This window comes from Segatella asaccharophila, from assembly GCF_054687055.1.
Genome location: NZ_BAACAN010000024.1, coordinates 20,651 through 43,150 on the forward strand (window position 1 = coordinate 20,651; position 22,500 = coordinate 43,150).

At 41.3% G+C, this 22,500-nt stretch carries 17 protein-coding genes and 2 pseudogenes; 9 read left to right on the forward strand and 10 right to left on the reverse strand.

What is annotated here, in order from left to right; genetic code table 11:
- Window positions 1–99: 99 nt before the first annotated feature.
- Both ACYRYG_RS11250 and ACYRYG_RS11255 read right to left on the reverse strand, forming a co-directional pair.
- Window positions 100–408: a helix-turn-helix domain-containing protein gene (locus ACYRYG_RS11250; protein ID WP_460198199.1), complete on the reverse strand. Its 309-nt coding sequence runs from the start codon at window positions 406–408 to the stop codon at window positions 100–102.
- Window positions 409–530: 122 nt separating this feature from the next.
- On the reverse strand, window positions 531–1,715 hold the full coding sequence (locus ACYRYG_RS11255; RefSeq protein ID WP_460198201.1) for a tyrosine-type recombinase/integrase: 1,185 nt from the start codon (window positions 1,713–1,715) through the stop codon (window positions 531–533).
- Between the two features lie 571 nt (window positions 1,716–2,286).
- On the opposite strand from ACYRYG_RS11255, the pseudogene ACYRYG_RS11260 reads away from it, so the two are divergent.
- Window positions 2,287–2,982: pseudogene (locus ACYRYG_RS11260) on the forward strand (ISAon1 family transposase).
- A gap of 305 nt (window positions 2,983–3,287) precedes the next feature.
- Here the strand turns inward: ACYRYG_RS11260 and ACYRYG_RS11265 are convergent.
- From ACYRYG_RS11265 to ACYRYG_RS11275, 3 genes are all read right to left on the reverse strand, one after another.
- Window positions 3,288–4,730, reverse strand: a complete 1,443-nt coding sequence (locus ACYRYG_RS11265; protein ID WP_460198202.1) for an AAA family ATPase — start codon at window positions 4,728–4,730, stop codon at window positions 3,288–3,290.
- Window positions 4,731–5,027: 297 nt separating this feature from the next.
- Window positions 5,028–5,732, reverse strand: coding sequence for a response regulator transcription factor (locus ACYRYG_RS11270; protein WP_293431606.1), 705 nt, complete (start codon window positions 5,730–5,732; stop codon window positions 5,028–5,030).
- Window positions 5,725–7,092 carry a sensor histidine kinase gene (locus ACYRYG_RS11275; protein WP_293431609.1) on the reverse strand — a complete coding sequence of 456 codons (1,368 nt, stop codon included), beginning with the start codon at window positions 7,090–7,092 and terminating at the stop codon, window positions 5,725–5,727. Before ACYRYG_RS11275 ends, ACYRYG_RS11270 begins: the two co-directional genes overlap by 8 nt.
- A 139-nt stretch (window positions 7,093–7,231) precedes the next feature.
- Between ACYRYG_RS11275 and ACYRYG_RS11280 the strand changes: the two genes are divergently transcribed.
- The 8 genes from ACYRYG_RS11280 (at window position 7,232) to rodA (ending at window position 17,227) form a co-directional block, all read left to right on the forward strand.
- Window positions 7,232–9,307: an outer membrane beta-barrel family protein gene (locus ACYRYG_RS11280; protein WP_293431612.1), complete on the forward strand. Its 2,076-nt coding sequence runs from the start codon at window positions 7,232–7,234 to the stop codon at window positions 9,305–9,307.
- Window positions 9,308–9,454: 147 nt separating this feature from the next.
- A complete protein-coding gene (locus ACYRYG_RS11285) occupies window positions 9,455–10,189 on the forward strand; it encodes a helix-turn-helix domain-containing protein (RefSeq protein ID WP_293429651.1) in 735 nt (244 codons plus the stop codon).
- A 376-nt stretch (window positions 10,190–10,565) separates the two neighbouring features.
- Window positions 10,566–11,171 (forward strand): IMP cyclohydrolase, encoded by a 606-nt coding sequence (locus ACYRYG_RS11290; RefSeq protein WP_293418326.1) that lies wholly within the window; start codon window positions 10,566–10,568, stop codon window positions 11,169–11,171.
- Between the two features lie 77 nt (window positions 11,172–11,248).
- Window positions 11,249–12,271 carry a rod shape-determining protein gene (locus tag ACYRYG_RS11295; protein ID WP_293418324.1) on the forward strand — a complete coding sequence of 341 codons (1,023 nt, stop codon included), beginning with the start codon at window positions 11,249–11,251 and terminating at the stop codon, window positions 12,269–12,271.
- 87 nt (window positions 12,272–12,358) lie between these two features.
- Complete coding sequence (gene mreC, locus ACYRYG_RS11300) at window positions 12,359–13,234, forward strand: rod shape-determining protein MreC (protein WP_293418322.1); 876 nt, start codon at window positions 12,359–12,361, stop codon at window positions 13,232–13,234.
- 2 nt (window positions 13,235–13,236) lie between these two features.
- Entirely contained in the window at window positions 13,237–13,758 is a 522-nt protein-coding gene (gene mreD, locus ACYRYG_RS11305) for a rod shape-determining protein MreD (protein WP_293418320.1), read from the forward strand.
- Between the two features lie 42 nt (window positions 13,759–13,800).
- Window positions 13,801–15,651, forward strand: coding sequence for a penicillin-binding transpeptidase domain-containing protein (locus tag ACYRYG_RS11310; protein ID WP_293418318.1), 1,851 nt, complete (start codon window positions 13,801–13,803; stop codon window positions 15,649–15,651).
- A 106-nt stretch (window positions 15,652–15,757) separates the two neighbouring features.
- Window positions 15,758–17,227, forward strand: a complete 1,470-nt coding sequence (gene rodA / locus ACYRYG_RS11315) for a rod shape-determining protein RodA (RefSeq protein WP_293418316.1) — start codon at window positions 15,758–15,760, stop codon at window positions 17,225–17,227.
- A 19-nt stretch (window positions 17,228–17,246) separates the two neighbouring features.
- Here rodA and ACYRYG_RS11320 read toward each other — a convergent pair whose 3' ends face one another.
- From ACYRYG_RS11320 to ACYRYG_RS11340, 5 genes and pseudogenes are all read right to left on the reverse strand, one after another.
- Entirely contained in the window at window positions 17,247–17,741 is a 495-nt protein-coding gene (locus tag ACYRYG_RS11320; protein ID WP_460198204.1) for a gliding motility lipoprotein GldH, read from the reverse strand.
- Window positions 17,738–19,198: a PSP1 domain-containing protein gene (locus tag ACYRYG_RS11325; RefSeq protein ID WP_460198205.1), complete on the reverse strand. Its 1,461-nt coding sequence runs from the start codon at window positions 19,196–19,198 to the stop codon at window positions 17,738–17,740. The genes ACYRYG_RS11320 and ACYRYG_RS11325 overlap by 4 nt, the downstream gene beginning before the upstream one ends.
- A 99-nt stretch (window positions 19,199–19,297) precedes the next feature.
- A complete protein-coding gene (locus tag ACYRYG_RS11330; protein ID WP_293428028.1) occupies window positions 19,298–20,431 on the reverse strand; it encodes a DNA polymerase III subunit in 1,134 nt (377 codons plus the stop codon).
- A 33-nt stretch (window positions 20,432–20,464) separates the two neighbouring features.
- On the reverse strand, window positions 20,465–21,427 hold the full coding sequence (gene metF / locus ACYRYG_RS11335) for a methylenetetrahydrofolate reductase [NAD(P)H] (RefSeq protein ID WP_293418308.1): 963 nt from the start codon (window positions 21,425–21,427) through the stop codon (window positions 20,465–20,467).
- Between the two features lie 296 nt (window positions 21,428–21,723).
- Window positions 21,724–22,356 (reverse strand): annotated as a pseudogene (locus ACYRYG_RS11340) (outer membrane beta-barrel protein); the annotation flags it as partial.
- Window positions 22,357–22,500 lie beyond the last annotated feature (144 nt).

Consider the following 22,500-nt stretch of genomic DNA (forward strand, 5'->3'; position numbering starts at 1 on the left):
CTTCAAAAGGTTTATAGCTTCTTGTTGAGAGTGTACAATCTATTCTCTGTTTGGTGATGGTTTCTGGTTCTTTCTTAAATCTGTAAAAATCAGTTAGCATCATAGCCTGCCTCCTTTCTGGCAAAATTCCTGTGCCTCATCTGCCAGTTCCGATGCAGTTGTACATCTGTTTTGCTCTATCCAATTGTTTAACTCAACTCGCTTGAAGAAGCAAAGTTTACCGTTTGGCTTATAGTATGGTATGTTCTTACTCCAAGTAAGTTTGTATAGACAGGATTTCGAAATACCTAAGTATGTGGCTGCCTCATCTGATGTTAGTATTTCTTTTGTGTTGATAGCAATACGCTCTGCTACCTGTTCACTCAATGCGTACAGCTTTTCATCTGAAATAATCTTTTCTTCTTTCATAATCATCTTTCTTTATTTTTTAAAATTATACTCGCTTATAAAGAAATTACTTACAAAAAAACAAAAAATATTTTCGTTTAATTATTTTTTTACTTTATCCAACTTCATCATTATTTCTTTGGCTATATGTTTTTAATATCGATAGCTGGCAGACTGTTAATCGCTGCCTTTTTCTGATCGTCTAAAGCCCTCAAGTACTTCTGGGTAAACTTAAGGCTACTATGTCCAAGCAATTCAGAAACAACCTTAATGTTTGCCCCGTTGTTCAAAAGATTTGTGGCAAAACTATGCCTGCCACAATGCCAAGTTATATGCTTTTCAATGCCTGCTCTTGCCACCCAATGCCTTAACGCCTTTTCACTACATTCAAGTGAAGGCATTTTGAATACCAAATCATCATCCTTTGCTCCCTTTGGTCTTTTCCCAATGATAGATAACAATGTGTCATTCAAAGGTATAACAACACCGCTAACCTTACTGTCGTGTTGTACCTTGCTTTGTCTGAATGTCATCAGCTTGTTACTGTAATCTATATTTCCATAAGTAAAGTGCTTTAGGTCACAATGCCTAATACCTGTAAAACAGGTAAGGGCGAAAGCCCTCCTTATTGTTTTGCTTTCCTTATCATAGTGAGTAGCAAACAACTGCTTAATTTCTTCACCACTTAAAATATCCTTTGCCAAAATATCATTGGTTGCCATCACCTTAATTCCCAAACAGGGGCTAACTCTAATAACTTTATGATCTACTGCATAATTTATAAGTCGTTTGAAACGCTGCCAATACGTTCTGATACCCTCTCCCTTATGTATGTCCTCAATATAGTGGGCAAAACGCTGCATCATTTCTTTATTTAAATTCTTTGCCTCTATTCTGTTAGCAAACTGGGGATATTCCTCTTTTATGAACTCTTTAAAGTTCCTTAATGCTCCCTCTAAAACATGTTTATCCTCAACATTTGAATTTTTAATGAAATTAGCAAAGTAATCAAATAGATTTATGCCTTTCTGCTTAACTCTGTAGCCCTCTTTGTCCTGTAATAACATTTGCCCTCGTTCATCTTTAATCTTCATTGCAAGCGCTAATGTTTCTTTGTTTTGTTGCCTCTCAATAGGTGTTCTGGGGTTTTGATTAAGGTAAAGTTTTAGCGTTTCCATCTTTCTTTCCTCTGCACCCTTTTCTTTATTCCAGCTAAATGAATAAAACAGGCACAAACTCGCCCTCCCGTCTTTCAATATTCTAACCCCTAACTTTGGGTTGTCTGTTGTAGCGTTCCAATCTTTAGCGTTAAATTTAATTGCTGCCATATCTAATTTGCTTTATTTTCTGCAAATATAGCTTTTTTATTTCATATTAGGGTAATTTCCCATCACATTTTTTGCATTTTTATTACCCTAATTGCCTACAACTTGATATTTTTGATCAAAATCAACCTAAATTACGATATCTAATATTGATAGTTAACCAATGGATAAAGGATATTTTATGAAATATTGAAGTTGTAGAAAAGTTGTAGGTATTAGCAAAAAATAGGCAATAATATGTTGATATATGAAAATGCTATCATTTTTACAATTCCTCTTAAAGTCCTAATATACCATGATCTAGTTGCATTTATTGGCTTTTTGTTTCTTTTTGTTTTTTACCTAATAAGTAGGGTGCTTTCCCACCCCCGCTACTTATAAATCTAAGGAGTTACGAGTTTATTCGTTACTCCTTTTTTCTTTTCTTTCCTCGCGAACAACATTATATTAAAAGGGCTCAAATAATATAGGGCTCAAATAATATTGTTGGGTTTTTAACGATATAAGAAAAAATCATTATCTTTGCCCCTATGAAAAAAGTACACCCCTTAGATTATAAAGATGTACTTATGTCATACGGAAACTTCAACGCCTTCCGGTCCGGGTCCGCCATGAGGTGGAATCCGTCACCATGGATATGTCCAATTCCATGTATAATATCGTCTCGAGGTGCTTCCCGAATGGCGAGCATATTATAGACCGTTTCCATGTTCAGAAACTCATGTATGACGCACTGCAGGAACTTCGCATCCAGTACAGATGGCAGGCAATGGACGAGGAAAACAGGATGAGGGGCATCTGCAAGGAAAAAGGCATTGAATTTAAAACACAGGTACTCAGGAACGAAGATACCATGAAGCAGCTTCTCGTATGATGCCGTTATCTTCTCGTCAGGAAGCCCGATAAATGGACAGACTCACAGATGGCCAGGGCTGAGGTACTGTTTGAGCAGCTGCCGGACATAAAGGAGTTCTATTACCTCGCGTTACAACTGGGATACATTTACTCCACGTATAATGACAAGAACGTGGCCAGACCTAAACTCGCCCTGTGGTTCAACCGTGTGCAAATATGGCATTACCCTCAGTTTGACACCGTCATCAAAACCTTCATGCTGCATTATGAGCGTATTCTCAACTTCTTCAATGACAAGCAAACCAATGCAAGTGCAGAATCTTTCAATTGTAAACTGAAAACCTTCAGAACTGAATTTAGAGGAGTCAATGACTTGAAGTTCTATCTCTATAGAGTCAAGCAACTTTATTCCTGAAACATAATAAGATTGTTAAAAACCCAACTTTATAAAATGATCCTAATATAGTTGTTTTTTTAACAATATAAGAAAAAATCAATCAAGTATTTACATTGGGGAAACTCTTTTTTGCTTACCCTTTAGGGAAGTTCCAAAACGGAAAAATCTTGAAATTGAAATCTTTGAAATGATATTTATGCAATTGAGCATTTGATTTGTATTGTACATATAAGTAGGCTCGTTATAAAGTATGAAAATTATTTGTCATCAAATGTTATTAGCTGTCATAGTGATCTCGTTTATTTATACTATAAGTGACATCTTTACATTCCATTACAATCATTTTTATCTTCTCTTCTCCAGTGTTCTTCTATCGCAATTTGTGCACAGTATTCTTGAAATTGTGCAGGAGTCTCTTCTTTTTCTTCTTTAATATGCATTTTGACTTCTTTTAATTTATCAGGGAATTCCGCTAATAATTTGTTAGCCATTTTTATCTTATTTTCTGATTCCATGTACGTCAATTTTATAACTTTATCTATTCGCCCGGGTCGCGTAGATACAAATTCTCCGTTATTAGAGTCTTTCCCTAGAGCGTTATCTATTTTATTTATGTCATTTGTGGTGATTATCGTGAACACACCACTAGATCTATCAATTCCATCTAGACAATTAATAAAGCAATCAAATGTAAGAGGAGTGTATTTCTTCTCAGATTTTATATCATTTTCTGCAGTCTCCTGATTCTGTAAAAACGAAAAACTCATTCCTTTCTGACATATATTTGTCCTTTTATCAAAGACATTATCTATGTCTTCAATTAGCGCAATACATGGGATATTTAGTTGAAGATTTTTCCAACATTGAATTAAATCGGCATTAGACATCTGTGACAAAGAAAAAACATAAATTGGTAGATCTAGATCTTCGGCAAAGGCGCGAACCAGTGCTGTCTTTCCTGTGCCAGGGGGGCCATATAGAAGCCATCCTCTTTTCCATGGTATATTCTTGCTTTTATACCAGTTCTCGCTTTTAACCCATAGTTCTATAGATTTGATTAAGTTTCTAACATTATCAGGAAAAAACAGATTATCCAAAGCATGCCCATTCGTGACCTTCTCTCTTCCTAATGAATCTTTCGAAATACCCAACAATTTATATTGGCTTTGTTTATACCAAACTAAACCATCTTTTTGTTTTGAAAAATAAGATTGATTATCAGTGTTTTTATCTGGGAGATAAAATATTTCAAATCTATTTGTATGTTCTTCATCATTATCTATTTTCCATGAGATCTTATTTCTTTTATCTATTGCCAATTTCATAATTTGACTGACATCTAAAGTACCCCTAAGATACAAGATAGAAGAAAAGACCTTGCTCTGGCTATTTTCTTCTGAATATCGTTCTCCTTCCGTGTTGTTTTTTTGTTGCTCTTTATTTACACTAAGTAGAAAAGGGTATCTTAATTTGGATGATTTGTTGAAAAAGATTATACTCTTCTGCCCAAACAATTCATATGGGACTAATCCATATTTCCCAGTCTTAAATGTTTCATTATTTGCCCCAAATACTTTGTTATATACACCTAAATACTTATATTCACTTGAGAGATAAGCAATAATAGCGTTATGTGCCTCTTCTGTCGTAATGTCAGCTTTCTGAATAACAATTGAAATTAAAGACCAAATAAAAGATTTTATTTGCCCCCAAAAACCTATTATACCACTGATGATTGCACCGCCTGTAATAAGAGAAAAATCCATAAGTTTTTTTTAATATAGAGCAAAATCAGTGCCAAAATGCATTTTTGTTTATTATTTATTAGAAGAGATCTTTTATAAGCTATAATATTCAAAATAATTTGAAAGTTTTACTTCCAAAACTTTGGTCCACTTTTAAATTCCTCTTGCTTCTTCTGTCTTGCTTAGTACCATTCAAAATGATTGATCGTATTATTATTTCCGTTACCCCTCTCTCGTACTTGAACATGTTTTTAGGAATGGTCGTGTAAGCATGGGGATGATCTTTTCTGTATGATACTTTTCTGAATAATCATATTATTAAAGTCTTTCGGTAATCAGTTTATAACCTATACCTCTTATATTAATGATCTTGATATTTTCATCTCTCGACAATTGATGACGTAACTTGGTGATAAATACCTGTAAACTTCGGGAGTTGAAAAAACTGTCATTCCCCCAAAGCCGTAGCAGAATATCTTTGGTTTCTACGATGTCATTTCTGTTTTCTGCAAGTATTCTGAGTATTTCAGATTCACGGTTAGAAAGTTCTTTGGAAAGACCGGCAAAGAACAGTTGTTGTGTGGTTGGATTCAGACGATATTTTCCTATTTCAATCAGATGGTGTGATTTTGTCTGGTTAGTAGACTGATAGAGTGGGGAACGTTGTGCTAAAGCCTTGATGCGTACAATCAACTCTTGCATACCGAAAGGCTTTTTCAGGTAATCATTCGCGCCAAGTTCAAAACCTTTTACGACATCATTGATGGCAGATCTTGCAGTCAGGAAAAGTACTGGTGTTAACTGATTCGTTTGTCTTATTCTGTGAACCATCTCGAAGCCGTCCATCTTAGGCATCATTACGTCAGCCACTAATACGTCGGGCTTGATCTTAAAAAAAAATTCAAGTCCTTCTTCGCCATCTGCTGCTGTGATAATATCGAACCCCTGGGCATCTAAAGTGTCCTTGATAATCATGGCGAGTGTTTCCTCATCTTCTACTAATAGTACTCGTATCTTAGTCATAGAATCTAAGTTTAAAGGTTGTACCCTTTCCCAGTTCGCTCTTTACGGATATATTACCATGCAATCTGTCCATCATACTTTTTACATAGTAAAGTCCAAGTCCATATCCCTTTACTTCATTTAAGTTACCATGGGGTACACGATAGAATTTGTCAAAGATATATTTCTGTTTATCTGCTGCGATGCCAATTCCTTTGTCAGTAATAGCAATCTCTGTGTAATTCTTTTCTTTATGGGCCGCAACTTTTATTTCTGCCTTTCCGGATGAATACTTAATGGCATTATCCAGTAAATTACTCATGATGTGGGCGAAATGATTACGATCAACTTTAATGCTCAGGTCTTTTGAAATACTAAAGGAAATCTCTACAGGCTCGTTGGCTTTAAAGTTCTGTTCCGCAATCAGTGATTCCAGTATGGGCTGGATCGTCACCTCTTCGATATTCAGTTTCATGTTTTTGCGGCGTTCCATACTCATTGAGAGGATTTGTTCTACAAGTCCGCTTAGTCGTCTAAGTTGCTGCTGACCAATTGCGAGATATTTTTTTGTCTTAGCCTGATCCTTCGTCATGTCAAAATTGAGTAGGGCATCGTTCGCCGCGTATGCTACAGCGATAGGGGTCTTGAGCTCGTGAGTCATATTATTGGTGAAATCACTTTTCATTTCATCCAGCGTCCGGAGATGCCTTACCGTATGAATAAGGTATAAGAATACAAATATCAGTAGCAAAAAGATAAGCAATGATCCCGTAAGAATTCCGGACATTTCCTTTAAAATTACTTTTGTGACAGAAGGAGTAATAACTCTGTAGAACGATTTTTGTTTTCCCCCGAAGGTGTAGTCGAAATGATTATCAGAAGAACTTGGTTTGAAATGTTTTCCACTGTAAGAGGCAATAATAGAATCTTTATTAGCATGAAGCTCTACTTTTATGGGTTCCTTGATCCCATATCGTGACAGTCTTTTTGATAGCAGTTGGTAGAACAATTTTATATCGTTCTGTTTCATGGGATCAAGAACGTAGTGGAGTCGGTGGCGTATAAGGTCGTAAAGTGTTTCACCGGGATTTTTCAGAGCTTTAGGATCAAAATAAAAGAAAAAATAATCTTTTCCATTTTTCTCCTTTCTTTTATGATTTACATTATCAATATTTAATTTTACGGTTGCTTTAAACTTATTACGGATATTGTCTCCTCTGCTCATCAGCTCTTGAAAGTCACTATATTCTATGGCATCCATCGTTCGCTGACGTAATTCAACTTTTTGTGTGTGATAAAGATGAAAGAGCCAGTAACATTGATAGCTGAAGACTGCTATCAACAGGACAATGACCAGGGTGATGATATATTTCAATTTCATGAGGTAAAGATACGTTTTTTATTATAAATAAGTCTGAAATGATAAGACTAAATAACACTTTTCTTAAGATTAAATAAGTGGGGGTATTTGTTCCTTTCTCACTTTCTCAATAATTTTGCAGCAGATAAAATATAGTGAAATGAAAAAAATCTTATTAGTACTATCATTGATGATTCCCGTTGGAGTACAGGCACAACAAGTTGATTCTTTGCGTATGGATAGTATTATCCATAATTTGCCTGATGTGATTGTAAAAGGTGAACGCCCGATAGCAAAAGTCAATGGTAGTGCCATTACCTATGACTTGCCAAGACTTATTCAGAAGAGGGCTGTAGATAACATGTATGATGCGATTAAGGAAATTCCCGGGGTTATAGAACAGGATAAAAAGTTATCTTTAGGAGGAATGCCTACGACGGTTATCCTGGATGGTAAGGTGACCAGTATGACGGTTGACGAGGTAACTTCCTTGCTCAAGAGCATGCCTGCGAACCGAATAGCAAAAGTGGATGTGATGTATAATGCTCCTGCCAAGATGCAGGTGCGTGGCGCACTTATCAATATCAGACTGAGACATAGTCACATTGACGGCATTTCTCCTTTACAGGGAGAAATCAACTTGGCATGGAAGCAACAACATGATGCCGAGTTTGGCGAGAGAACCTCCTTGTTATATTATAAAGGTAAATTTTCCTTGGATCTAATGTATCAACACAGCCATGGGGATAGCTATGCGATAACGGATGAGCGTTCTCGCCATCGACTTGATGACGGAACAATACATGATATTAATTCATACGAAGTGGAGCGTGGAAATGGCTATGGACATATCTATCGTTTAGGAATGGATTATAATTTTTCAGAGAATCATCAGTTGAGTCTAGTCTATAATGGAGAATATCATAAAAGTAATGTTATAGAGGATATTTCCGGTAATGTTTTAGGGACAGCAGGCTTGAATTCCCATCATTGGCTTCATGACTTGCGTCTGGACTATAGTACTCCTTTCGGTTTCAAAGTTGGTGCCGAAATGACTTATTATCATCGTCCTGAAGTACAGCACCTTGCAAGCACCTTGCCTACCGGAGCTCTTAAATATACCGTCGATAATGACCAGCAGGTTAACCGGTGGAAATGCTACCTTTCGCAGGAACATACTTTGAAAAACAACTGGAGTATCAATTATGGAGCAATCTATTCTTCGAGTATCAACCATACTAATCAGCAGTATGTCGAAGTAAAAACGACTACGGGTGATCAGCCTTCGTCTGAATATACCCGTCTGAAAGAAGATGATATTAACGTCTATTTCGGATTGAGCAAGAATTTCGGTAGTAAGTTGATGATGGATGCATCTGTAGCTGCGGAATATTACCATACACCTATCTGGCATCAATGGAACTGTTATCCTACTTTCAATTTGACTTATGTCCCTAAGCCCGGACAGATGTTCCAACTTGGATTAAGCAGTGACAGAGAGTATCCTGACTATTGGGAGATGACCAATTTTACAAGTTATAGCAATGGTGGCTATAATGAAATTACCGGTAATCCGGAATTGAAACCGACCAGTGACTATCAACTTACTTTAGTCTATCTGCTAAAGGACAAGTATCAGTTTACAGCATGGTTTGATCATGATGAAGATTATTTTGTGCAGACTCCTTATCAGCGCCATGATCGTTTGGCGGTCAGTTATAAAAACTTGAACTTCAATTTTCAGCAACAAGCTGGCATCCAGGCTACGCTGCCCTTGAGATGGAACAGATGGCTTGATACACAAATAATGCTGACGGGGGTCTGGCAAAGAGAAAAAGCCGATCATTTCTATGATATTCCATTTGACAGGAGTGTTTTCTATGGTATAGTAAAATTAAATAACACCGTGGTACTCTCTTCCAAACCAGATATTACACTCTCTGCTGATGGATATATCCGTTCAAAAACTATTCAGGCAACTTACGACTTGCCGGGATCTAGTGATGTGGATATGAGTGCCCGCTGGCAGTTTCTGAAGAAGCATGCCATTCTTAAAGTTTATTGTAATGATTTGTTTGAAACTTCGGGCATTAATCCTCATATTGACTTTAAAGGACAAGATCTCAAGATGAGCTTCTCTTGCTACCGGACCTTTGGCATATCCTTTACGTATAAATTCGGAGGATATAAAGAAAAGTCGCATGAAGCAGTAGATAAATCAAGGTTCAAACAGTAAAAGACTAGAAAGGCAGTATGAAAGGATGTTAATTAGTTTTTCAGATTCTTAATTTTATCGAAAAGATATGTGGGATGATTTGTGTCTTGGACGATAATTTGTAACTTTGTGATACGGCAGCCATCGGCAGCCATTAAAGTTAATGATATGAAACCATTCCATTCTGTTGCTATATTCCTCTTTTTAGTCTGTTGTATAATTGTATCAAGTGTTCACAGCTATCATTGTACGAGGCAGAACATCATCCGGGATATGGACCAGGCTTTGGCGCAGACCCTGTCCGAGAAGCAGCAGGGATGGATCACGCTGGATACGATTCAGAACTATCGCAGTCATCTGAAAATCACTCAATTGCGTGACCATTCCTTCGTCAACTATGCTATGGACGATACCGGCGCGCTACTCTGTAGCAGGAAGATCATATGGCATGGAAAGCCCGGATCTTTGGAGTTTCAGAGCTATACCAATTGTTCCATGATGTCAGTCATGGCTTTATCTGATCAGCGGTGGGCCGGTCTTTTCGCCTTGATGGCATTCGCGTGGATGGTCTTTTCACTAAGTTATTTCAAAAATTACCACAAAGGAATGATGGTTTTTGGAGATTTGATGTTGGACCAGTCTGAGGGATCTTTCTACGATTTGAGACACCGGCCGATGCCCCTTACTCCGATGCAACAGCAGCTTCTGGAGATGTTCTTCACCGCCAACAATCATCTCCTTTCCAAGCATGAGATTTGCGATGCACTTTGGCCTGGGAAACCTGATCCCAGTGATACGTTGTATACTCTGGTGAAACGGTTGAAACTGTCAGTGGAAAAGAAAAGTAATCTCCGGATTGTCTCTGACCGGGGGAAAGATTATCAATTGCAAATTAACCGGTGAAAGATTATCTTCAGAGTCAGATTTTCCCAGAGAGGATGAAAAGATAATTTGATGGAAAAGGGAGCTCTCCTGTGTCTGATCCGATGCCTTATTCGTGATATTTTTATCTTCTGTGATCAGGTTAAGTATTACTTTAATGAAGAGGGGGAACAATATAAAACTATTAGAATATAAGACCAGAGTTCATGAAGAAGTTTATCCCCTTTCCCCTGGCACTAAAGATGCAGAAATGCAGGCACCTTTTCCCCTTCTGCTATTTCTGTAATCTGTAATCTGTTTTTTTATAGTTAAAAAACTTAGATTTATTGTTTTTTATCATCGTGATTCAATGGAATTTAGTAACTTTGCAGCCTATAAATATAATATACCTAAGTAAATGGCAGAAACAAAAAGGATAAAAACTGCATTAATTTCAGTTTTCCATAAAGACGGCTTGGAGGATATTCTTACAAAACTCCATGAGGAAGGTGTCCGGTTTTTAAGTACCGGAGGAACTCAGAAGTTTATAGAATCTCAGGGTTTCCCCTGTGAGAAAGTAGAGGAAGTAACCACTTATCCTTCTATATTGGGAGGACGTGTGAAAACCCTGCATCCGAGAATTTTCGGAGGAATTCTGGCTCGTCGGGACAATGCCGGTGATCAGGAAGAGATGAAAAAATATCAAATCCCTGCTATTGATCTGGTTATTGTTGACCTGTACCCTTTTGAGGAAACTGTTGCCAGTGGTGCTAAAGAACAGGATATTATCGAAAAAATAGATATAGGCGGTATCTCATTGATCCGCGCTGGTGCTAAGAATTTCAAGGATGTGGTTATCGTACCCAGTAAGGCAGAGTACGGCAAGTTCCTTGACCTTTTGAATAAAAAGTCAGGAGAGACTTCCATTGAAGACCGTAAGGCGTTTGCCGAACGGGCCTTTGCCGTCAGTAGCCGTTATGATACGGACATTCATGCCTGGTTTGCTGAAACTCTCAAGAAATAAGCCGGGGAGATTTCATTTGTGTTTGGCAGAGAAAGGGAGATTATATTTTAAGCTTAAAATAATCAAGAAATTAAGACATGGGATTTTTTTCATTCATTCAGGAAATTGCGATGGATCTGGGGACGGCCAATACGATTATTATCAGTGATGATAAAATTGTGGTGGACGAACCTTCAGTGGTGGCTCTTGACCGTCGTACAAATAAAATGATTGCGGTGGGTGAGAAGGCAAAGATGATGTACGAAAAGACGCATGACAATATCCGTACTGTCCGTCCTCTCCGTGATGGCGTTATCGCTGATTTTACCGCATGTGAGCAGATGATGCGCGGCCTGATCAAGATGGTACATACAGGGAGCCGGCTTTTTTCTCCTTCCTTGAGAATGGTCATCGGAGTACCCTCAGGATCTACGGAGGTGGAGTTGCGTGCCGTTCGTGATTCTGCTGAGCATGCTGATGGGCGCGACGTCTATCTGATATTTGAACCTATGGCTGCCGCTATCGGCATCGGTATCGATGTGGAAGCACCGGAAGGGAATATGATTGTCGATATTGGTGGAGGAAGTACTGAGATTGCCGTGATCTCGCTGGGAGGCATTGTCTGCAATAATTCTATTCGTATCGCCGGCGATGATCTGACGGCTGACATACAGGAATATATGAGCCGCCAGCATAATGTGAAGGTCAGTGAGCGTATGGCAGAGCGTGTCAAAATTCATGTTGGCTCAGCCCTTACTGATCTCGGGGATGAGGCTCCGGAAGATTATATCGTTCATGGTCCTAATCGCATTACAGCTCTTCCTATGGAGGTGCCTGTCTGCTATCAGGAAATTGCCCATTGTCTGGATAAGACGGTAGCAAAAATTGAAAATGCCGTGTTGAGTGCGCTGGAGAATACCCCGCCGGAGTTATATGCAGATATTGTGAAAAATGGTATCTATCTGACCGGGGGTGGCGCTTTGCTGAGAGGCCTTGACAAGCGGCTTACGGATAAAATTAAGATTCCTTTCCATATTGCTGAAGATCCTTTGCACAGTGTCGCCAAGGGAGCAGGTATTGCATTGAAGAATGTGGACCGTTTCTCTTTCTTGATGAGATAATAGTATCTTCGCAAAGTCCTTACCTGATGTTGCAGGTGTGGACAGCCCCGCTCTCATTGCGCTGGGAAGGGGTAGAAGTGGATAGATATGAAAAATTTAATCGAGTTTCTGGCCAAATATAATCATTGGTTCGTCTTCATATTTCTGGAGGTGATAAGTTTTGTGTTGCTGTTCCAGTGGAATAGCTATCAAGGTAGTGTCTTTTTTTCTTCAGCAAACGCTGTAGCCGGAAAGATCTATGAATGGGATGCTGATATTGAGCATCTCTTTTCTCTTTCTAAAGTGAACCAGCAACTTACCCAGCGTAATGTCTATCTGGAACATGAGGTAATGCAATTGTCTCATCATCTGGAAAAAGAAAGTGGCGACAACAGTTTTATGGGACGCGACCAACTGGCTATGCTCCGTACTTACAGATTGATACCTGCCAAGGTCGTAAGTAACTCCCTCGATAAGCGCGATAATTTTATCACGCTTGATAAAGGTTCTGCCGACGGGATCAAAAAGGACATGGGGGTGGTCTGCGGAACGGGAGTGGTAGGAATCGTCTATCTGACAGCCCCGCATTATTCGGTTGTGATACCTGTCCTCAATTCACAGTCTAACATTAGTGTGTCAATACAAAAACGTGGATATTTCGGATATTTGCATTGGACAGGAGGCTCTTCAAGTATAGCCTATGTCAATGATGTACCCTTACATGCTCATTTCAAGCTCCATGATCGTATTGTAACCAGTGGTTATTCTTCTGTTTTCCCACCAGGAATTCTTGCCGGCACGATATTACATGTCTATAACTCTTCTGATGGTTTGTCCTATCGGCTGATGGTCAAACTGTCTACTGACTTTGGAGATTTGCGTGATGTCTGTGTGATCGATGACGCCGTGATGGAGCAGCGGTTGCAGGTGCTGCGCGCAGCCCAGGATTCTATTAAAGAAAAGGAAGGAGGGGATGAGAATTAACTATGAACATGGAAAATTTACATCGTCTGTTTACCTTTCTGGTTTTGCTGCTTGTGCAGGTATTGGTATTGAACCATATCCAGTTGTTCCATTGTGCCACACCGCTTCTTTATGTATATCTGGTGTTGCATTTCCGTCGTAATTATCCGAGATATGCTATTTTGCTCTGGAGTTTCTTCCTAGGATTGTCTGTGGATATTTTCGCAAATACGCCGGGAGTAGCTGCAGCATCAATGACTTTTGTAGCATTTCTCCAGCCTCATGTCATGCAACTCTTTGTCCCTCGTGATGCGGCAGATGATTTTTCACCGTCGATACGTACAATGGGCTTCCAGCCTTTTTTGTATTACTCTATGGTGATGGTCTTTATTTATTGTCTGCTCTTCTTCACTCTGGAGACCTTCAGTTTCTTCAACTGGATTCAGTGGCTGGCTTCTGTGTTCGGGAGTTTTGTCATTACAATGATCTTCCTGATAGTAATAGAAAATCTGGATAAAAAATCGTCAGCTAAGACAGATAATTAAGTCCGGGACCAACAGGTCTTCCGGCAAAGGATAAATGGGTGAATGAAAGATTTTAATCTTGAAAATCGGAAATATGTAATTGGAGGAGTGGCTGTGACAATCGTGTTCTTGTATATTGTCCGGCTGTTCGCTCTTCAGATTGCCAGTGACGATTATAAAAAGAATGCTGACTCAAATGCATTCCTGAAGAAGATTGAATATCCTTCCCGAGGTACGATTTTTGACCGGAACGGCAAACTCTTAGTCTATAATCAGCCGTCTTATGATATTATGGTGGTTATGGACGAAGAGAGGGGGCATCTGGATACACTTGATTTCTGCAATTCCCTGGGGATTACCAAACAGTGGTTTATCAAGCGAATGGATGATATTAAGGATCGACGGAAGAATCCCGGTTATTCTCGTTTTACCCAGCAGCTTTTCATGCCACAACTCTCTGATAAGGAGTTCAGCGTGTTTCAGGAAAAGAGTTTTCGTTTCCCCGGTTTCTATATCCAGAAACGCAGTATCCGGCAATATGCTACCCCTTATGGGGCCCATGTCTTAGGGGATGTGGGAGAAGTGTCGGAGAGTGATCTGGAGGAAGATCCTTATTATCAGGCAGGTGATTATATCGGCAAAATGGGCATCGAAAAATCTTATGAAGATGATCTTCGTGGGGTGAAAGGTGTTCAGATTCTGCTTCGTGATGCCCATGGTCGCATTCAAGGAAGCTACCAGCATGGAAAGTTTGACCGCCTTCCTATTCCAGGAAGGGATCTGACCTTAGGCATAGACTGGAAACTTCAGGCATTGGGGGAGCGGATGATGACAGGCAAGATAGGGGCAATTGTTGCCATAGAGCCGTCTACCGGACAGGTGCTTTGCATGGTCTCTTCTCCGACCTACGATCCTCGTATGATGGTAGGGCGTATGCGGGGGAAGATGGAGAAAGCCCTTTCCCGGAATGTCTGGAAGCCGATGCTGAACCGGGCAACACAAGGGCAATATCCTCCAGGATCCACCTTTAAGACTACTCAGGCACTTACTTTTCTGACAGAAGGCATAATCAATAGCCATACCATGTATCCTTGCCATAGAGGGTTCTATTACAAAGGACTTCATATCGGCTGTCATCTTCATAAGTCTCCGCTGAATGTGGTGGATGCAATTATTACTTCCTGTAATTCCTATTTCTGCTGGGGATTTCTTCACATGATTTCTGATCGGCAGAAATATCAGAGTGTGCAGAATGCCATGAATGTCTGGCGTGACTATATGGTTAGCATGGGATTAGGCTATAAGTTGGGAATCGATCTGCCAGGTGAAAAGCGAGGACTGATTCCTAATGCTCATTTTTACGATAAAGCTTATAACGGGCACTGGAATGCCTTGACGGTTATCTCTATTGCCATCGGTCAGGGCGAGGTCTGTCTGACTCCTCTTCAAATAGCCAATCTGGGTGCGTCTATAGCCAATCGTGGTTATTATTACATTCCACATGTGGTCAGTAAGATCAAGGGGAAACCGATAGACCCGAAGTTCCGTCAACGCCATTATACGCGGGCCAGTCAGTATGCTTATCATCTGGTCATAGAAGGGATGAGGGGATCTGCAATGCATGGAACCTGTAAGGACCTGGCCCGTTATGATTTTATGCCTTGCGGTAAAACGGGTACTGCTCAGAACAGGGGTCAGGACCACTCTGTGTTCATGGGTTTTGCTCCGATGAATCATCCTAAGATTGCGATTGCCGTCTATGTGGAGAATGGCGGATGGGGAGCCGTCTACGGAGTCCCTATCGGGGGATTGATGATGGAACAATACCTGAAAGGTAAATTGTCACCCTCTTCAGAGAAAATGGCTGAAGAATTTGCTCAGCGTCGTATTGCTTATGGGGCAGCTAACCGATAGGTCGACACCTTCGGTATGGTCTTGTGCGGTGTTGTTCCCGGATGACAATAGTGATAAATGAAAATTAAATATCGGTAGTGATAGTTATTAAATATTTGCTTAGGAAATGATACAAGCACCAACACAACAAACCAGTGTACTGCGTTCACTTGACTGGTGGACGATAGGGATTTATCTGGCATTGCTCGTCTTCGGATGGCTCAGTGTTTGTGGAGCCAGCTATACTTTTGGTGAGACGGATATCTTCAGCCTTAGCACACGTTCCGGCATGCAGATTATCTGGATCGGTACTTCTATTGTACTTGGTTTTGTGATCCTTATGCTGGATGATAGTTTTTATGATACTTTTGCCTATGTCATTTATGCGGCTTTTATGATCTTGCTCTTCTTGACCATATTCAATCCGCACGAGATCAAAGGTTCTCGCTCCTGGTTGGTCTTAGGCCCCTTGCGCGTGCAGCCTGCTGAGTTGGCTAAATTTGCTACGGCCCTGGCGATCTCGAAATTCATGGGTAGTTATGGCTTTGATATTCATCGTTGGAAAGATTTTCTTTGCGCTTGCGGCATTGTCATCCTGCCATTGCTGATGATCGTTGCACAGCGAGAGACAGGATCGGCTTTGGTCTATCTGGCTTTCTTCCTGATGTTTTACCGGGAAGGAATGCCGGGGAGTATCCTTTTCACAGCTGTTGCGATGGTGATCTATTTCGTCGTGGGGATCAAGTATGAGCAGTTGTTCCTTTGGGATACCCCTACGTCGGTGGGAAAATTTATTGTGCTTCTGCTCGTTCAAATTTTCAGTGCAGGCATGATCCAGGTGTACTGTAAGGATAAGCGGCTGACGCGCTGGGTGATTGGCTTGTGCCTGGGGATCACTCTTATCTTCTTGCTTTTCTCGGAATTTGTCATACCGTTTGACATTGTCTGGGTTCAACTCTTTCTCTGTGCAGTCTTGATAGGTTTCCTACTTTATCAGGGACTGAGTACGAGGATGAAGAATTATCTCTACATTGCCGCATTTGCCGTGGGATCGATCGTGTTTTTCTATTCAGCTGACTATGTTCTTAATGATGTGCTGGAGCCGCATCAGCGTGTCAGGATCAATGTTTTGCTGGGACTGGATGATGATCTGGCGGGAGCCGGATATAATGTCCACCAGAGCGAGATCGCCATCGGCTCAGGAGGGTTACAAGGGAAAGGATTTTTGAACGGTACACAGACAAAGTTGAAATTCGTTCCAGAACAGGATACTGACTTTATCTTCTGTACGGTAGGAGAAGAGGAAGGATTTCTAGGCAGTGCCGGAGTATTGTTACTTTTCCTGGCTTTGATCATACGGTTGATCTATCTGTCTGAGCGACAGCCTTTCCGGTTCGGACGAGTCTATGGATACTGTGTCCTTAGTATATTCTTGTTTCATGTGTTCATTAATGTGGGTATGGTGCTCGGATTGACCCCTGTTATCGGCATTCCCCTTCCGTTTTTCAGTTACGGAGGATCTTCATTGTGGGGATTCACGATTCTGCTGTTTATCTTCCTCCGGATAGATGCCGGCAGGAATTTAGTCCGTGAATGAGAAGATGGCGAAGGCCATATTATTTCCTCACGTATTCGATGCCGATGTCTGAAATACCCGGAAGGATTTCTTTCTTCATGTCATGACAGATACAGACATGAATACTGTCCCCCTTTTCCAACTGGATATTTGCCACATGGAAATGGTACTGGAAGCTGCCTATGCCTCTGCCTTTTATTCTTCCGTTTGTGTCCATCAGACTACAGTTGAGGGTATCAACATAGGTCCTTTTCGGTTTGTCTTCATGGACTTTATCCTTCCCCTTTTCAGGATAGACCGTTTGCTTGATGATCAGGGTCAGGGATTGGAAAGGATAGGTGCTATTGATACGGAGTCCAACGTTCATGTCGTAATAGTCAGTGTCCATTAATTTGGGGACATTGAACAGTAAGGAGTCATTCTTTTCCCATCCTGCCAAAGGGGTATGCTCGTAATGATCATATACTTTATGTTCAAGACAGGAGGAAAAGAGGATGATCACGCTGAAGAATAAGAGAATGTATGACTTCTTCATTGTTTTGTATTGTCTTCAGACCCGGAAGTGGATTCTTTCTGCGTATCTGTGGCCTTTAACGGAAGTTGTGTGCCTTGCCCGGCAACGGCTTTAGTCTTATGGCTTACCGGTTTATCTGAACCGGACGGATTTACTGAGGGTAGATCTGCAACTTTCTTCATAGCGCTGTTATCCTCATCCTGATGGGCACTATCGGATTTTACAATCTTGGACCGTCTTGATTCCATCTTCCCCTGAGATCTTCTGCTGTTGTTCGTGTTTTTCCGTTGGAATTTACCGGATTGGGCATCGCTGATGGAAGAAGCAGAATCTGCAGGATTTTGTCCTTTATGTGGATGGTTGGCATTTCTGTCTTTTTGTGACTTCTTCTTCCTCTTCTTGCTGTTTTTGTCAAAGCGGCTGACATCCGTATTGGCCAGGAGGTCGACGGGTTTTTCGGTGACTTTCACTTTCCCGTCTTCCTGAAGGGATAACGGTTTTTCACCACTCTTATTGATCTTGATAATTTCTTGGGCTCTTGCAGCTGAGATCGTTTCCAGGTTAGCTGCTAAGTTTTTGTCAGTGGAGTAAGTGCAGCGTCTGGCCAGAATGTCGGTCTTGAACAGATAATAGTCATTGTCTTTAGTCTGCAGGATAATGTCCTTTTTAGGCAGTTCCTTGCTGGCTTCTACATAATCGTCTACTTCATAGTTCAGACAACATTTGAGTTTGGCACACATACCTGCCAGTTTCTGAGGGTTCAGCGAGATGTCCTGATAACGGGCTGCGTTTGTGCTGACGCTGGAGAAATTATTCATCCATGTAGCACAGCATAGTTCCCGGCCACAAGGCCCCGTCCCTCCGATCCTGCCTGCTTCCTGGCGGGCTCCGATCTGCTTCATCTCAATTCTTACATGAAAGGTCTCTGCAAGGACCTTGATCAGTTGGCGGAAGTCCACACGGCCATCGGCAATATAATAGAAGATGGCTTTATTCCCGTCTCCCTGGTATTCCACATCTCCTATTTTCATCTCCAGGCCAAGTTTCTTGGCGATCTGGCGACTCTGGATCATGGTATCATATTCCCGGCTTTTGGACTCTTTATATTTTTCCATATCCACCGGCTTGGCTATCCGGTAGATACGCTTGACATCATCGGCAGATTTCAGGTTCGCCTTCTTGAGTTGGAAAATGGCCAGTCTTCCGGTGAGTGTTACCACTCCGATGTCATGTCCGGGATTAGCTTCTACTGCTACGGTGTCCCCTTTTTTCAAGTCCAGGTGATTGACATTGTGATAATATCCCTTACGGGTATTCTTGAATTGTACCTCCACCAGGTCGGTGCTTTGTGCATTACCCGGTACATCAGCCAGCCAGTCGTAGGTATTGAGTTGTTTATCTTGTCTTCCTACTCCACAGGCACATAGTCCACGGTCGCAGTCCTGACAGGATTCAAAATTCATATTTTTAAAGTTCATATTTCGTATGATATTGTTTTTCTTCTTCTTTTAATGATGCTAATATTTAGATAACCTTTTCCCCTTGCGTATGGAAAGAGGAATCCTTCCCTGGAGATGCTATTTTCTGATGGACAGCATTGTCTGAAGGGCTACGTGATAGAAGACTATCTTCGCATTTGCATTTCGTCTGATATCGGTCAGCGCCTGATTGAAGAGTCGGGCTATGCTGAGGATATTATTTTCATGAATGAACCGTGCGAAATTTCTGGAGAAATTTTCTTCCTTCTGAGTCATATAGTTCAGTTCTGGCCGGTGAAAATTATAGATGAAGTTTTCGCGTACCAGATGAAGGAAATAGGTCAGCATTCGGATTTGTTTTTCCCTTCCGAAATCATTGATCTGATCTGACCAGTTTTTCAGGTTTTGCACTCGTCGGCTGTAGGCCTGCCGCATCAGTTGTTCAAATTTATCCAAGAATTCTTCGTTCTCGTTGTCTGCCACGGTCTCTTTAAGAGCCAGGTTCCAGTTGCCGTTTACGACCCTTGCAATCCGGTGAGCATCTTCAGGACCAATACCTCTCCTTTTGATCAGATTCCTCTCAATGTCCGGAGTATCGATTTTCTTCATCTCGAAGAGTTGGGTGCGGCTCCTGATGGTATCCAGTATGCGCTCCGGATGTTCACTGACAAGCAGGAACAAGGTCTTGTGCGGAGGCTCTTCCAGGAGCTTGAGGAGTTTGTTGGCTGCTTCTTGATTGAATCGTTCCGGCAGCCAGACCAAGCTGATCTTATAGCCTCCCTGACTGGACATTAAACTCAGATTATGAGCAATGGCGTCACTTTCTGCGGCAGTGATGATGGCCTGTTTGTTTCCTCCTCCCATCAATTGCAGCCATTGCTCTATGGTGAAATAAGTCCCTTCGCTAAGTAGTTGATGCCATTGCCTGGCGAAATCGTCACTGACTGGTTTATGGTCACTTCCGGTACCGGAATTAATGGTCGGATAGGTGAAATGTAAGTCCGGGTGCTCCCAGTTAGAAAGCATCGCCACGGCACTTTTCCTGGCGTTTGCATCCATGGTGTCTTCCGTGAGCAGATAACGTGCAAAAGCCATGGCGAGGGCCATTTTACCGCAGCCCTCGGGACCGCAGAAAAGCAGGGCATGAGGGATGCGTTTTTCCCCTACCATTTGCAAGAGCCTCTTGATGGCTTCTTCCTGCCCTATGATGTCATTGAATGCTTCGTCTTCCATTTCTTCCTGCCCGGAGTTTTCTCCTTTCTCTTTTCAGAGGAGTCTTTTGACGACTTCCCTGATGCTGTCAACTGCACTTACGGTATAGAAGTGCACATTTCTTACGCCATGCTGGTAGAGATCTTCTACCTGGTTGGTAGTCCATTCGATGCCTAAATCACGGATCTCGTCATCATTTTTGCATTTTAAAGCCTCTCCTGCCAGTTCATCAGGAATGTCCACATGGAACGTTTTAGGAACAACTGTCAGGTGACGCTGCCTGGTCAATGGCTTGATGCCTGGAATGAGGGGTATGGTGATTCCCATTTCCCTTGCCTTCTTGACGAAGGAATAGTATTTCGTATTATCATAGAATAACTGGGTAACGGCATATTCAGCACCCAGGTCTTGTTTCTCCTTAAGATGTTTCATATCCTCTTCCAGATTAGGGGCCTCTTCATGTTTTTCCGGATAGCAGGCAACGCCATAATCGAATTTCCATTCGGGGTGTTTCATAGGAGTACCATCGACAAAAAAGCCGTTATTAAACTGGTTGACTTGTTTGATGAGCTCAGTCGTATGTGTATATCCTCCGGGTGTGGGCTTGAAACTCTTATCCTCCCGTGCCTTGTCCCCTCTGAGCAGCAGGATGTTGTTAATGCCAAGAAACTGCAGATCGAGAAGTTCATATTCTATATCTTCTTTTGTAGCTCCTGAACAGATGATATGAGGCTGGATAGGAATGCCGTAACGATTCTGTATGGCAGCGGCGATAGCCAGGGTCCCTGGACGCCGGCGGATATTTTGCCGCTCGATGAGGCCGTTCTCCAGTTCTCGATATACATATTCGCTGTGATGAGTGGTAATGTTAATAAAAAGGGGATGAAATTCCTTTAACTTATCAATCGTGTCGAAAAGTTGCCGGGTACCATTCCCCTTGAGTGGAGGTAAAACTTCAAAGGAGAAGTATCGTTTATTCTGGTCTTTCTGGAGTAATTCTGATAGATTGAATCTCATTCTGCTGTTTTTATGTTTGGCAAAATCCTGTTGTTTTGTCCTAAGCTTGGCTAAAATATACCTGGCTGGAGTTCCGGATGAGGCTCAGGACTCGAAAGGGCATACTTGTCTGCAAATTTAACAAAAAAAGGAGGAATAACGAAGTCCTCCGGCATTATTTAATAAATTTTACTTGCCTTTATTCGCAGAATCGGTTGAAATGTGTTTCCTGGAAAGGAGTAATACAAAAGAAGGACTTCCAACGATCGGCTGAAAGTCCTTCTTAGGTTAGTGATCATAACGATGTCCGTATCGTGTTATTTCTGTCCTCCGGACATTCCCTGACTGGAACTTGCACCACTCTTAATGCCTCCCACAACGTCATTGTTTTCAATAGTGTTCTCCACTCTCTTGACACTTGCTTTCAGTTTTCCAAAACGGTAAGAAATTCTAAATCCTAGCTCTTTCGTTTGCTGGTAGTTAAACTGATGCCCGGTATAATCACCATTGACGGTACGGGAAGTCATCTTCAGGTATTTATTGCCAAAAGGATTATCTGCACCGATCATGACGGTCAGACGGTCTTCCTTCAGGAAAGAGCGTTGTAAGGCGATATAGTGGTAATGCCAGTTGGAATCATATCCATAAACTGAACTAACATTTTGTCCGAAAGAACCACCATAGCCGACATTCAGTCTGATTTTCCAGGGCAGGGTCTGGGTAATATTGGCTGTAGCCATTCCAGACCAGCCATTCAGAGAGATACCGAGTTGGTGATTATTCATGAAATTCTTTCCTATGTTTGCATTAAGCATAATTGATGTATTCTTGAAGGGCGAAGCCTGAATGAATCCACCTATTCCCAGGTTCTTGGTGTGGAGTACGTCATCGAAGGTAGAAACGGTTTTCCCTTCCTTCGCAAACTGTATAGCAGAGATCTGATTATTGGAGAAGTTGTAATAGGGTGGTAACTATTCAGCCATTCATTTTATGCCACAACAGTTTCATCGCAAAGGCTCGCTGGCAGAGACTCCCTGTCATAATCACAAAGCAGGGGCCATTTCATCCAACTGATTGAAAATCAATGAAAAATC

Bases quoted from the DNA above. Each gene is read 5' to 3' on its own strand.
- ACYRYG_RS11270 (WP_293431606.1), bottom strand. From the start codon at position 5,732: ATGACTAAGATACGAGTACTATTAGTAGAAGATGAGGAAACACTCGCC.
- mreC (WP_293418322.1), top strand. From the start codon at position 12,359: ATGAAAAATTTAATCGAGTTTCTGGCCAAATATAATCATTGGTTCGTC.
- ACYRYG_RS11275 (WP_293431609.1), bottom strand. From the start codon at position 7,092: ATGAAATTGAAATATATCATCACCCTGGTCATTGTCCTGTTGATAGCA.
- ACYRYG_RS11285 (WP_293429651.1), top strand. From the start codon at position 9,455: ATGAAACCATTCCATTCTGTTGCTATATTCCTCTTTTTAGTCTGTTGT.
- ACYRYG_RS11255 (WP_460198201.1), bottom strand. From the start codon at position 1,715: ATGGCAGCAATTAAATTTAACGCTAAAGATTGGAACGCTACAACAGAC.
- ACYRYG_RS11265 (WP_460198202.1), bottom strand. From the start codon at position 4,730: ATGGATTTTTCTCTTATTACAGGCGGTGCAATCATCAGTGGTATAATA.
- ACYRYG_RS11320 (WP_460198204.1), bottom strand. From the start codon at position 17,741: ATGAAGAAGTCATACATTCTCTTATTCTTCAGCGTGATCATCCTCTTT.
- mreD (WP_293418320.1), top strand. From the start codon at position 13,237: ATGAACATGGAAAATTTACATCGTCTGTTTACCTTTCTGGTTTTGCTG.
- ACYRYG_RS11295 (WP_293418324.1), top strand. From the start codon at position 11,249: ATGGGATTTTTTTCATTCATTCAGGAAATTGCGATGGATCTGGGGACG.
- ACYRYG_RS11250 (WP_460198199.1), bottom strand. From the start codon at position 408: ATGAAAGAAGAAAAGATTATTTCAGATGAAAAGCTGTACGCATTGAGT.
- ACYRYG_RS11330 (WP_293428028.1), bottom strand. From the start codon at position 20,431: ATGGAAGACGAAGCATTCAATGACATCATAGGGCAGGAAGAAGCCATC.
- ACYRYG_RS11310 (WP_293418318.1), top strand. From the start codon at position 13,801: ATGAAAGATTTTAATCTTGAAAATCGGAAATATGTAATTGGAGGAGTG.
- metF (WP_293418308.1), bottom strand. From the start codon at position 21,427: ATGAGATTCAATCTATCAGAATTACTCCAGAAAGACCAGAATAAACGA.
- ACYRYG_RS11290 (WP_293418326.1), top strand. From the start codon at position 10,566: ATGGCAGAAACAAAAAGGATAAAAACTGCATTAATTTCAGTTTTCCAT.
- ACYRYG_RS11280 (WP_293431612.1), top strand. From the start codon at position 7,232: ATGAAAAAAATCTTATTAGTACTATCATTGATGATTCCCGTTGGAGTA.
- rodA (WP_293418316.1), top strand. From the start codon at position 15,758: ATGATACAAGCACCAACACAACAAACCAGTGTACTGCGTTCACTTGAC.
- ACYRYG_RS11325 (WP_460198205.1), bottom strand. From the start codon at position 19,198: ATGAACTTTAAAAATATGAATTTTGAATCCTGTCAGGACTGCGACCGT.